The organism is Bacteroides sp. AM07-18, assembly GCF_003602695.1.
Lineage (GTDB): Bacteria > Bacteroidota > Bacteroidia > Bacteroidales > Bacteroidaceae > Bacteroides > Bacteroides uniformis.
The window spans coordinates 239431-252917 of record NZ_QTLM01000004.1; the positions used below are offsets into that span (position 1 = coordinate 239431).

The 13487-nt window shown below is 47.9% G+C and carries 7 protein-coding genes; all 7 read right to left on the reverse strand.

What is annotated here, in order from left to right; all coding sequences use genetic code 11:
• Nucleotides 1–10: 10 nt before the first annotated feature.
• Nucleotides 11–2737, reverse strand: a complete 2727-nt coding sequence (locus DW096_RS08445) for a glycoside hydrolase family 78 protein (protein WP_117963405.1) — start codon at nt 2735–2737, stop codon at nt 11–13.
• Nucleotides 2738–2742: 5 nt separating this feature from the next.
• Nucleotides 2743–3750, reverse strand: a complete 1008-nt coding sequence (locus DW096_RS08450; RefSeq protein WP_005826142.1) for a family 43 glycosylhydrolase — start codon at nt 3748–3750, stop codon at nt 2743–2745.
• A gap of 27 nt (nt 3751–3777) precedes the next feature.
• Complete coding sequence (locus tag DW096_RS08455) at nt 3778–4746, reverse strand: glycoside hydrolase family 43 protein (RefSeq protein WP_005826144.1); 969 nt, start codon at nt 4744–4746, stop codon at nt 3778–3780.
• Nucleotides 4747–4749: 3 nt separating this feature from the next.
• Nucleotides 4750–5718 (reverse strand): glycoside hydrolase family 43 protein, encoded by a 969-nt coding sequence (locus tag DW096_RS08460; protein ID WP_005826146.1) that lies wholly within the window; start codon nt 5716–5718, stop codon nt 4750–4752.
• Nucleotides 5719–5962: 244 nt separating this feature from the next.
• Nucleotides 5963–8605, reverse strand: a complete 2643-nt coding sequence (locus tag DW096_RS08465; RefSeq protein ID WP_118931076.1) for a family 43 glycosylhydrolase — start codon at nt 8603–8605, stop codon at nt 5963–5965.
• An 84-nt stretch (nt 8606–8689) separates the two neighbouring features.
• Nucleotides 8690–10264, reverse strand: a complete 1575-nt coding sequence (locus DW096_RS08470) for a RagB/SusD family nutrient uptake outer membrane protein (RefSeq protein WP_117866487.1) — start codon at nt 10262–10264, stop codon at nt 8690–8692.
• A gap of 23 nt (nt 10265–10287) precedes the next feature.
• Nucleotides 10288–13338: a TonB-dependent receptor gene (locus tag DW096_RS08475; protein ID WP_117866488.1), complete on the reverse strand. Its 3051-nt coding sequence runs from the start codon at nt 13336–13338 to the stop codon at nt 10288–10290.
• Between the last annotated feature and the right edge of the window lie 149 nt (nt 13339–13487).

Here is a 13487-nt window from a genome sequence, read left to right on the forward strand (position 1 = left end):
TAGAAAAATATCATTCAGACATGAATACATACTTGCCGGAGCCCAATTCGACTACCAGCTTACCGTCAGCCTCCTCCACGGAATGAATTCCCGCCTGACCGGCATCTACCTGTACATGGAAGTCAAGCGGCAGCTTGACCGTAGCGGTTGTATTGGCAGGAATCTCAACGTTCCACTCCAGCTTATTGCCATCACGTTTCCAGGAACTTCCTATTCTGCCATAAGGCGATACATGCGAAGCATTCACATAATTCAGTTTTTCCGGGAATACCGGTTCCATCAGAATCTGCTTGAACCCGACGGAAGCGGGAGTATTCTTTATGCCGGCAAGATCCTCATAGAACCATATCAGCAGATCTCCCAAAAGCATCACATGGTTTCTTGAATTCATCGCCGGATTTGCCGTGTCACCATTCCATAATTCCCAAATGGTGGTTGCACCCTTCTTAATCATGTAACCCCATGAGGGATAAGTGTCATTGGTCACTATCTTATAGGCAAGTTCCAGTCCGCCGTACTCGGTAAGTCCGCGCATCAGATGCTGGATGCCAAGCACACCGGCACTGACATGTCCCTTACAGTCTTTTTCCGTCTTCTCCACGACATTGGCAAATACTTTATCTTCATATCCGTCGGGAACCAGACCCAGTCTGAGGGAAAGCAGGTTTGCCGTCACCGTATTGTTGTCATACTGTGCAGTCTCAGTATTGAAGAATTTCTTGTTATAAGCGTCCTTGACCTTAATGGCAAGTGCTGCATACTCTTCAGCATCTGCCGGAAGTCCGTTCATTTGCGCGAACTTCTCCATCAGTTGCAGAATACTGTAAAACACCGTTGTACTCAACACTTCACCGTTCGTCTTACGGGCAGGGTCCTCCGAATGAATCAGCTCCGGCGACTCGGGAGGCATGCACCAATCCCCGTATTCATCCTTCACCAGAATATAGTCCTTCATTTTGGTCTCCGTCATGTGGTTTACCCAGCGCTTCATGGACGGATAGCGCTCTTTGATGGAGCTATCATCGCCAAACTGGCGGTAAAGCATGTCGGCTACGTAAAAATAGGCAGCCGGCCAAGTCACGTCATCATGGAAGATGGTCCAGTAACGGGGAGATACCACAGAGATACTTCCATTTTCATTCATGGACTCTTCTATATCCACCAGCCACTTCTTATACATCAAGGCATTGCCGAAAATGAAACTTTCACCATAGGCACCGGTAGTGCGGTCGCCCAGCCATCCAAGACGTTCATCACGCTGGGGGCAGTCGGTAGGCATACCGCGATAGTTTCCACGGATTCCCCAATAGGCATTCTTGTGAATTCTGTTAATCAACTCCTCGGAAGTCTCGAACGTACCGTTCGTTGCCATTTCATCATACACCACCTTACCGATGAAATCATCCGCTGCCGGTTCATAGTCCAAACCGGATATTTCCATAAAACGGAAACCATGGTAAACAAACAACGGTTCCCAAACAAACTCACCGTCAGCGGCAGGAGTATAAATATCCGTGACAAGGGCACTGCGCAGGTTGTCAAGATACAGTTCCGTACCATTGTCCTTCAGCACTTCGGCAAAACGCATGGTAATGGGCTTGTCCTTCTTGCCACGCAGTTTCACCTGCTGTATTCCTACCATATTCTGCCCCATATCCACGATATATCTTCCATCACCTACCGATTTAACGGATATTGGCTTTATTTCCTCCATCACCTTCAGACTCGGAGAGAGCTGTGCCACAAGTTTTCCTTTGGGAGCCTCCATCCGTTCGGCCGGTTTCCATCCGGAATCATCATAGCCGCTTTCCGCCCATTTGCCCAATTCCAAGCGGGCATCATACCACTCACCGTCAAACTCGTTGTTTGCGGTTATAGGACCGCAGTTCGTCACTTTCCAGGAGTCATCGCTGGCTACCGACACCGTCTCACCATTGTCGTACTCTATATTCAACTGCGCCATGAGACGGGGTAAACCAAAACCTACCATCCCATTGGCACGCATGGAAAGATACCGGCCGTTGCCCAGAGCCACGCCTATCGTATTGGTACCGGACTTCAACAAGGGGGTGACATCATAGGTCAGATAAGATACAGAAGCATCGTACCAGGTAGGCAAAGGACCGAATACATCGTTTCCAATCCTCTCGCCATTCATATAGCATACGGAAGAGCCTACTCCCGAAACATAAAGGACTGCACGCTTCGGCTGTGACGGCAAATCAAACTCCTTCCGCAGATAACGTGCCGGAAGGATGGTCCGCTCACCGTCCAGTTTCAAGTTTGTACTGTCGTTCAGTCCAATCCAGCCGGCTTTCCAGTCCGAACTGTCCAGCAAAGCCATTGACCAATATTGGATACTACTTTGCGCCTTGTCACCGGTATTTGTCCATACAGTGACACGCCACCAATATTTCTGTCCCGACTCCAAAGACGCCCCTGCGTACTTCACTAGCACCGATTGGCCAGACTCCACACGACCGCTGTTCCATACCAGCCCGGAGCCGGCCTGCAAGCCCTTTTCCGAGTCCGCCACTTCAATCTGATAAGCAGTCTGCATCACATCCTGCTTGTCGGTTACCAGTTGCCATGAGAAACGGGGAGCCGATACAGCTACTCCTTCGGGATTCTTCCGCATTTCAACAGTGGTTTCCTCCACTTTCAAGGAACTGCCACCCGATACTTGACAGCCCATCATCAATAGGGCCAACAAGGAGATTAAAATAGATTTCTTCATACTTGTCAGAATTTCGGTTTCTCCGCTTCCGTGGATGCAACGGAGCCTTCTACCGTCGGCCATCCGTCTTCCCAGCTAATCTTATCCAACATCAATACACGGCCTTCAGGCTTCTTTGTGCTCACCGCATGATAAAAGAACCAGTCATTGCCGGCATTGTCCGTCACAATCTCCGAATTATGACCGGTACCCACAAAGGAATTGCTTTTCTGAATCAGCACTTCGTGCTTGTTATCCATCATGCTACCGCCATTCTTGTCGACATAGGGGCCGAAAAGATTATCTGAACGGCCTACAACAGTAGTGTAAGTACTCTTCAATCCCTCACAACAACTTCCTATGGAAGCGAAGAAGTAGTAATGCCCGTCCTTCTTGTGAATATAGGTACCTTCGTAAGCGGTTCCTGCCACTTGCTGCGGTGTGGCGCCGTCCTTCAGAGAGAGTCCGTCATCAGACAGTTCAATCGCATAGATTCCTCGAAAACTGCCCCAGAAAAGATATTTCTTCCCTCCATCCTCTATATAGAAAGGGTCGATGGAGTTCTGTACATTGATTTCATTGCTGCGGAACATCTTTCCGTGGTCCGTAAAAGGTCCCTCAGGCTTATCGGCAGTAGCACAACCGATGCCGCAAGTTAACTCGCCTCCCCAAACAGACATAGAATAATAGAGCACGTATTTATCACCTATCTTGTTGATGTCCGGCGCCCACAAACCGCCGTTCGGCTCAAAATCAGGCCGCGTACGGTCCGTAAAGGCAGTACCTACATACTCCCAATCCACCAGGTTCTTGGAACGGTGAATCGGCAGATTGCGTATGTCCTCGGTGGCATACAAATAGTAGTATCCATCATCTCCCTCAATGACAGAAGGGTCTGGCAAACTATAATCTATCACCGGATTGCGATAGACATTCTTCGGCTGTTGTTCTTCCGGTTTATCCTCTTTTGTAGCCGATGACGAGGAACAGGCTATCAGACTGCATAACACTGATAATACAAGAAACTTCTTCATACAATGTATTCTTTTCATTCTTTCATTTTACTTTTCGAGTGATGTACTGCCCAATACCTGCGGACGGATAAGAGAGCCACCGATAGAAACCGTTCCCTGGTCGGAAATGGCAAAATCCTTGATATACGAAGTGCGCGGCTGTACTTTCGTGGAATCCCAATGTGCATGGAAAATGTATTTCCAGCTACCGTCCTTACAGCAGAAGGGTGCTCCATGACCGGTACCCATCAAGCCGTCGGCATGTTGCAGAATCGGATTTCCCTCGTATTTCTTCCACGGTCCCATCGGGCTGTTCGAAGTCGCGTAACCCACTCCGTAGTTCTTGCTTTCAAAGTGATTGGCCGAATAAACCAGGTAATAAACGTCCTCTCTCTTCAAGATGGAAGGCCCCTCGGCTACTTTGGCGGGCTTGTCCTGCGAGAGTTCCCAAGGCTCCCCTACTTTGATGCACTCCGTCAGTGTCTCCTGCTTGATGCCGGTCAGGTCATCGTTCATCTCTGCCACCCAGATGACGTTGCCATCCGTGAAACGCACGAAATAGAGGTAAGGCGTGCCGTCATCGTCGATGAAGAGAGAGGTATCGATACTCTTCTCATCCCATATCGGCTGCTTCACCTCCTGACGAAACGGACCTTGGGGAGCATCTGCCGTTGCCACGCAGATATGCTCTTCGGTGGAATAGAACAGATAGAACTTCTTCTTCGACCCGATGTAGTAGACTTCCGGTGCCCAGAATCCCCACGTGCCGTAGGAGTCGGTAGCCGACAATGCCTGGCCTTCACGCGTCCAGCTTTTCAGGTCATCGGAAGAGAAGCAGGCAAAGCCCTCCCCCTCCACCGTACCTCCGGTGCCGTAAGCATAATACTTGCCGTCGTAAAGCATTACGTAAGGGTCGGCAATCGGCAGATAGTCTGATTCTACAACCGTCTTCTCCTTGCAGCCTGCAAAGCAAAGACAAAGCAACAGCAGCAATATATAATTCTTCTTCATATCCATCTCTTATTTTACTATTTTGGGTGTCATATAGTCCTTGCTGATTCTCATGCGGTCCACACCGTCCACTTTCTCGAAAGAAACGTCACTGATGTACATGGCGCGCGGATGGATGCTACTCTTGTCCTTATGGGCATGGAAAACGATACGAAGCTTGCCCGCCTTGTCGGTGAAGGTGGCACTGTGCCCCACCCCAACCAGTTCTCCGGGTTTCTGCAGCAAGGGATTCTCCTCGTATTTGGTCCAGGTACCCATCAAATCGGTAGCTGTGGCGCAACCTATGCCGTAGAAAGGACTCTCATAGCTGTTGGCGGAATAGGTCATATAGTAGAGTCCATTGTGCTTGATGACAAACGGACCTTCATTCACGCGGGGCCACACTTCCTCCCATGCCTGAGAGACGTGGATGCAAGGGTGCATGGTCTCCTTCTTGATAGTCATGAGGTCTTTCTCCAATTCGGCCACCCAGATGTTGAGCCCGTCGTTGAAACGGTCGAAGAAGAGATAAGGCGTGCCGTCATCATCAATGAACAGAGAGTTGTCAATGCATTTCTCATCGGCAATCATCGGTTCCTTCTTACTTTGGGTAAATGGTCCTGCAGGTGAGTCTGCTGTTGCCACACAGATATGCTCGTCTGCCGAGTAATACATATAGAACTTCCCGTTCACTTCGTAGACCTCCGGTGCCCAGAACCAGCGATCGGCCCAGACATCCTTCTTCTGGAGCGCCATGCCCTTATACTTCCAAGTCTTCAAATCATCGGAGGTATAGACTTCGATGCCGTCATCCGCATGGGTGCCATAGGCATAGTAAGTGCCATCGTGCAACATGATGAACGGGTCGCCCAAAAGCACCGGCGTTTCAACTCCTTCGACAACAATATCGTCCACATCCTTATAGTCTGAAGAGCAGGACTGGCAGGAAGCCAGCGTGGCCAACAGAAACAGATACATACATATAAAATTCTTTTTCATGATTCTTTCTTAAACAATTGTTATGATGATAAATATTTACTTTCAAGAAGATGTTCCGTTACACCCGTATATTGAACCCTATTCAGTCGTATACTGAATCCTATTCAATCGTATACTGAAATACATTCAGTCGTATACTGAATCACCCCAGTCCATCACACTGATTCACAAGGAAATACAAACACCAGCTTCTATATACATTTTTCATTACATATATACGGAACGGCACATCCCACGATTGCGTCTAATCGCGCCTCTGCCCTACATGATAATACAACGTACCACTATAAACCGGAGAGCCGCCCTCCGAACAGAATCCGATGCGGGATGCAGGGTAGCGTATATCCAAAGCTCCCAGCTCCCTGCCGTCGACAAACAGATACAGCTTGTCTGCACGACGCACGGCACGGAAATTATAGGATTCCTTCCACAATTCATGTACACCTATCTTATAGATATGGCGTTCCAAATCCTCCGCCTCCTTGTTGATGAAGCGGATGCCTTCTGCCTTTACCGGAGTAAAGGTACAATAATTATATGCAGGATGTTCTGCTATCCCCCTATCTTTGTTTTCTATCGGATGCCATTCGCCGCCATTCAGGTATTCTATGTCGAACTTGCCGAACATGTCATCCACAAATTCGGATTTATTGCCTGCTTCGTGACGATTCAGGTAAAGTGTATCCAACCATGCAGGTGCGGCAAAACGATAACCTTTCTCAATGAAGTCGGTATACTTCACATCCGGATAGAGCGTTTGCAGGCATCCCAACGGGAATTCCTTCTTCCAGGCAGTTTTCCCTTTCTTCACGGCTGTCACCTCAAGCATACGGGTGATGCCATCGAACTGAGCCTTCACATAGTTATCCTTATCCACATAAACCGGATAGCTTCCTGCCTTGTCTTGTCCGGACAAGCCGGACAACTGGAAGCTGAATTCATAATCGTTCAAGAAATCGCCCTTCAACAACTCCTCATTCCCCGAAAGCTGGAAATGCACATCATCGAAGCCGATGGTATAGGTAGCCCCTTCGAACAAGGCAGACTTTGTCTCGTCAAATACTCCGGGAACACCCGCTTCTTCTACCGGAAGAGCCTCTGCAAAGACATGTCTCCCCGGTGCGGGAATCTCATCCAGCCAAATCTTCAGACAGCCACCGTTACGCTCAATGCGCAGATGATGGTACACACCCCAACGGAAATCTTCAGGCAGGGCATAGGATTCCTTATTTTCCTTACCGCCGACAAGTGTACGCAGGTACCAGCTCCGGTTCTCGGCATCCAGACCGACATAGGCACAGTTATCCGCATCCTTCCACCAGGCAACGATGCCGGCTCCACCCTCGGTCTTGACTCCCGTCTCGAACAAGTAAGCCACGGACGGCTGTACTTGTTGCAACACACCGAACGAAGCTGTCTCGCCTTTACCCGCAAAGGTAGGCATCGAAGGTTCGGGATGATAACCTGCCGTGCGAGGGCCGGTGATACCATCCACAAACAACGTCTTGTCGAAGAACTGGACACGGTTGATATATTGCCCCCGATGCTCATCGTTCTTGTTTGCCATATAAATCAGCCACCATTCAAATCCGTTGGGGCCTCTCAAAATATTGGGCTGACCGGGAGTCATCAGAATATCATCGGCAATACCGTCTTTCATATCGAACAGAGAAACGTCGAAGAATTGCGAACGTCCCTTGTTTGTTTCTACGGCAAGCAGATTCGTGCCTTCCTTCAAAGCAGCACGCAGCTTCTTGTCCAGGTTCACGATACAATAATCACGCCCCTGCTTCTCGTAGACAAGTGTTCCGTTCAGATAAATCCGGGTATCTCCGTCGTGAGCGACACGCAATGCCAGGTTGCCGGTTTCGCTACCGGCAGAGAAAGTCTTTCGCAACCATAAGGAGGGCGTATTCCACAAGGTGCCCAGATGCCGGGTGGTGGAACCTTTCACTTCACGGGACGAAAAGCCGGTCTCCCCCCTCGCCCAGCCGGAGTCATCGTAGGTCACTTTTGTCCAATCGCTTCCCGGTTTGCTCTCCGTATAAGCAAACAACGGCTCATACGTGCGGCCATACCGCAATAAATCCACTTGCTTCTCCTCCAGTTGTGTCTGATTGCAGCCTACAACCGGATAGCTATATTTATTACCATTTTGAAAACCTAAAGGAGAGTCTGCCTCAGCAACTCCCAACTGATAATTGCCCCACTCTGTAGAGGTGTGGTTGGCATTGTACATCATATAGTAGCGGCCTCTATACTTCATGACCCACGGTCCCTCCGCTACTCTGTTATCCATCGTTTCCCATGTATCCGGCAATGAGGCGAACTGGCACACCGGTTCGCCGGCAAACTCTGCCGGGTTCTTCATTTTACGTCCCCATATGGTATTTCCATCAGTAAAACGTACCATATACATGTATAGTTGTCCATCATCATCTCTGAATATTTTGGGGTCGATACGGTTATCCATCCATGTCTTCTTGTCCGGTTCTGTATAAGCGCCCAAGACATCTTTGCTCTGCGCATGTACAATGTGAACGGCATGCTTGTCCTTCCCCCAATAATTGACTGACCAGTACAAATGAAAATCTCCATTCAGATAGAACATGTCATTGGCATGAATCTGGTCATCTCCGGCTCCGCTGCCTCTGGTCCAGTCATTGTTCATGGATACGACATGGATAGGTTTCCCCCAATGAACCAGGTCATCGGATACATAGAAATCCCCGTTTGTACGGACCCCGCCAATATAATATTTGCCATTATATTTCATTACACCGGCATCCGCCACTCCCGGAAGTACCGGATTCTGGATGCTCTGCGCAAACAAGCTGCCGCAGCAAGCAAAAACGAATGGTAATAGTAGTTTTTTACAGACAAGCATATAGTATAAGATTTAAGAAAGAAAAGGCTATGCCGGAAGCATCCTGAATGAGAACAGGCTTCCAGGCATAGCCTTCTTTGGTTATCAATAGCCTGGATTCTGGTTGAGATGAATCTCGCCATTTACAGTACTTACATCCACTTCATCTCTAGGAATAGGCAACCGTCTATGCTTACCCACAACGAAGTTTTTGAAGTCTCTATCGCGTTTTTCCAGTTCCTCTATACCCGCTTCGGTATCAAGTAATCCCCAACGCTTCAAGTCGGCCCAACGCCAACCTTCAAAGCAGAGTTCCAAAGTACGTTCCATCTGCAGACGCTTGATAAAGGCATCTTTAGAGCTCAAGCAATCTTTCCATTGGCTGTCTTTCAACTTGGCCAGACCGGCGCGTTCTCTTACCTTGTCCACATAAACAGCAGCATCGGCAGGATTGGCACCCGTTTCAACAAGACACTCTGCATAGTTCATTAGGATGTCAGCATAACGCATGATGCGGTAGTTGTTACGTGCAAAGTAATCTTCAGCATCACGAAAGTAGGATGTGTTGTATTTACGGATGTAGCAATCCTCGGGATCCGTTCCCCAACCATCGTTCCAGTCGGCGTTCTCAAACCTATAATATTTCTTCGATTGGTCAGGGAAGTCCTGCGAAAATCCACGGTAAAGGATGCTGTTGTACAAGCGCAGGTCGTTCTTTCCATCCACGCGCTTCTCTTTCAAGAACTCATCCACCAGCCAGCGGCGTGCCTTACCGTCTCCCCAACCTATACCACTCGGGGCATAGAACTGAGTACGCTGGAAACCGAATGCCATGCTGGCATCATTACCCGTACCACCCTTGTTCTGGTCATCGAACTGAATTTCAAAGATACCTTCCTTGTTGTTCTCGTCCAAATCGGTAAAGTTGTCTTCACGGTTTTCAATAAGGCCATATAAAGAACCTTCCTTGTCAATCAGCCATTGAAGCTCTGCTTTGGCCAAGTCATATTTGTGTTGCTGCATATAAGCCTTGCCCAGCAATGCCTTGGCTGCACCTTTGGTAGCACGGCCCAAGTTGGCAGCATCCCAAGATTCGGGCAGATATTGCATGGCAAATTTCAAGTCTTTCTCTACTTGGTCCCAGATTTCCTGTTCAGAAGCATCTTTCGGAATATAGTTGGCATCAGTAGGTTCCAACGGCATGGTACCCTTATCCCACAACAGATTTACTTGGAAATACCACAAGGCACGCAAGAAAGATGCCTGCGCCAATACGCGGTTCTTCGTGGTTTCATCCATCTCTATGTTGGGCACATTGGCCAACACTTGGTTGCAACGGAAGATGCCTACATAAAAATGTTCCCAGTGAACTGTATTCCCTTCATAAAAGTTGTAGTTGTTGTAAAGGAAACGTGTCCAGTCACCCAATTCAATCCAAGGAGAAGAACTCCAGCCCTCGTCCGATGTCAAGTCGTAGCGGAAAGAGAGCCAACGCATCCAAGTACCTTCCTTATAGAGAAAACTATAGCAAGCATTCACCCCGGCTGTAGCGTCCTCCGGCTTGTTCCAATAAGTAGTGTTAGTCACTTCGTTGGGATTGTCTATATCCAGCAAGTCGGCACTACATCCTGAAAGCAACCCCATGGCACCGACAAGCATCATTTTATATATCTTGTTCATAATTTCTGATTATTAGTTATAAGTTAAAAGGTCAAATCCAGTCCGAACATCACAGAACGCATATTAGGATAGGCAAAGCTGTCCGTACCGCTGTTCCACACAGAGTTCACTCCCTTAAAGTCAGGGTCCAGACCGGAATAGCCGGTAAGGGTAATCAAATTGCTTCCGGTAGCATACAAGCGAAGTTTCTCAATACCCAGATTAGCCAACCATTTCTGACGGAAATTATAACCGACTGAAATGTTCTTCATACGGAAGTAAGAGCCATTTTCCAAGAAACGGTCTGATTGAACAGAGTTGCGGTCATCACCATAAATGATACGCGGAGTATTGGAATTAGGATTTATTTGATAAGGCTCCTCGCCACTCTTGAAGCGAATATAGTTGGAGTTGTCCGAGAACAGGCGACCTTGCCAACGTGCTACATTGAACACCTTGTTGCCAAACTGGCCGTTCCACATCATGCTGAAATCAAAATCCTTCCATTCCGCATTGAACACCAATGACATTTGCATCTTAGCCCAAGGACTACCGCAATAATCACGGTCTTTGTCCGTAATCTGTCCGTCATCATTCAAGTCAAGGTATTTCACATCACCCAATTGAGGACGCTTTCCGTTAATCAAAATAGGAGTACCTGCCTCCACTTTATTCTCAGTTCCTTCGGGTACATGCGTTCCTTTCGTCACATACTCATCTATTTCCTGCTGTGTTCTGAAAAGACCGTCAGTTTGTCTCAAGTAGAATTCTGCCAACGAATGACCTGGTCTCGTTCTTGCCTGCCCCGAATCAATATAATCTCTACGGCTACCGTCACGCCCCAAACTTAACACTTCATTGTCGATAGTAGTGACATTCAGCAAAGCGCTATACTTAAAATCGGATACTTGGTCTTTCCAACCCAGTGTGAACTCAAAACCCTTGTTGCGAAGGCTGGCTGCATTCTTCCACGGAGAGCCACCTTGATTACCGGTAGAGATGGCAATCGGAGTTTCAGCAAGCACATCATTTGTCTTGGAATTGTAATATTCGGCACTAAACGTCAATCGCTGGTCAAGGAAAGCTGCATCAAAGCCTACATTCACTGTTTCCTTTGTCTCCCATAGAAGACCTGCATTTACCAGTTTCACCTGAGCGGCACCTGAATTGATGGCACCACCAAACACGGTTACAATACTTTGGTTGATGGTTCCGATATAATCCCAATCACCGATGGAAGAGTTGCCGAGACGCCCCCAGTTACCTCTAATCTTCAAATCATTAATCCAAGGCACATCGAAGAAGTTCTCCTTTGAAATTCTCCAGGCGCCAGAAATAGAAGGGAAGTTGCCCCAACGGTTTTCCTTGGCCAGACGGGAAGTACCGTCACGACGGAAGGTAGCAGTCAGATAATATTTATCATCATAGATGTAGTTCGCACGTCCCAGGTAAGAAATCATCGCATTCTCACTAATGCTGTTCGAGTTCTGCTGGTTGCTCTGCCCGGCATTCAATACGGTCAGATAGTCACCGTTGCCCAGCATCGGGAAGTTGAGACGAGAAGCCCATAGACCTTCCCATTCGTGGTGCTGGTAAGTTGTACCCACCACGGCATCCACATGATGCTTGCCAAAATCCTTATTAAAGTTCAAGGTGTGTTCAATCAACATGTTGTAGGTATTGTCACGAGCCTTCTGCCCTTCCGGGTCGCGGTGCTCCTGGTTCTGAGTCCAATTACCTTCGCCACGGAACCATGAGTTCTCGTAGAAGTAAAGGTCAATACCCCCGTTGAATTTATAAGAGAGGAAATCGAACGGTTTGAATTCCAACCATAAAGAACCATTCAAACGATTCTGGCGGAAATGGCGGTATTCCAAATCTTCGCGGGCAATCGGGTTCACTCCGAAAGTATTGTACTTGGCAGCATCACCATAGCCATATCCACCCGGATTGTTTTCATCGTAGATGGGAATGGTAGGCATCATGCGCAAAAAGTCATTGTAAGTATTTGTCTGGTTCGGGTCTGTGTTTGTAAGCGAATAAGCCAAGTTTTCACCAAAAGAGAACCACCCTTTCTTGCCTTGTGTATTGACACGGAAACTGTAGCGGTCGAATGTATTGCCATAAGAGACACCGTCATTATTATAGTAACCTGCCGATACGAAATAGTTACCGGAATCTCCACCACCGGAAAGGGACACATTATAATCTTGTACCAAAGCAGTCTTCAATACCTCGTCCTGCCAATTGGTGTCAAACTCGGAATGCTTTTGGGTAGAGTTCACGGTAGCGACGCCATTTTTGATGGCTTCATTATAAGCGATGTCGTTGTACTTGATGTACTCTTTGGCATTCATCAGGTCGTACTTGGGACTCCATTCCAGCGTTTCCTTCACGCTTACATTCACCTTCATGGGACCTTTGGCACCTTTCTTGGTGGTGACGATAATCACACCGTTTGCCGCACGAGAACCGTAGATGGCAGCAGCAGAAGCATCCTTCAAAATTTGAATAGATTCCGCATCGGCCGGATTGAAGTCAACGCCCGGATTGGTAATCATTCCATCGATGACCCACAACGGAGAGTTGTTGCTCAACGAGCCTACACCACGAATCTGAATATCGGCATCCTCGCCTGCACGCCCACTGCTGCGAACATTGACACCGGTTGCCAAACCCTGCATCTGGCTCGCCAGTGTTCCTGCAGCGCTTTTCTTCATTTCCTTGGTATCAACAACGGCAACCGCTCCAGTCAAGTCGGACTTCTTCACAGTCTGATAACCGATGACAACCACCTCTTCCAGTGCTTTCGAATCATCTTTCATCACCACACGCAAGGCAGTTCCCTTATAGACAACTTCCTGCGTAAGCATACCGATATAAGAAAAAACGAGTGTACTTCCTTTCTTTCCACTCACTGAGAAATTACCGTCAATATCGGTAATGGCACCCGTGGTAGTACCCTTCACCAATACATTCACGCCCACCAAAGGCTCACTATTTGCATCCGTCACCGTTCCCGTTATGGTCACATCTTGTGAATAAGCGGTAGCTGCAAACACAACAAAGAATAAGAATAAGATTTTCTTGATCATTTTTTATAGAATTAGATTTTAAAACTATGCGGAAACTAACGTCCGCTTTTAAATACACTGCAGAAAGTGATTAGTCACTTCTGCCAATCATAGAACATTGATTAGGATTTGTTACGTCATAGGCATAGGGGTCATAGTATTATAAATTG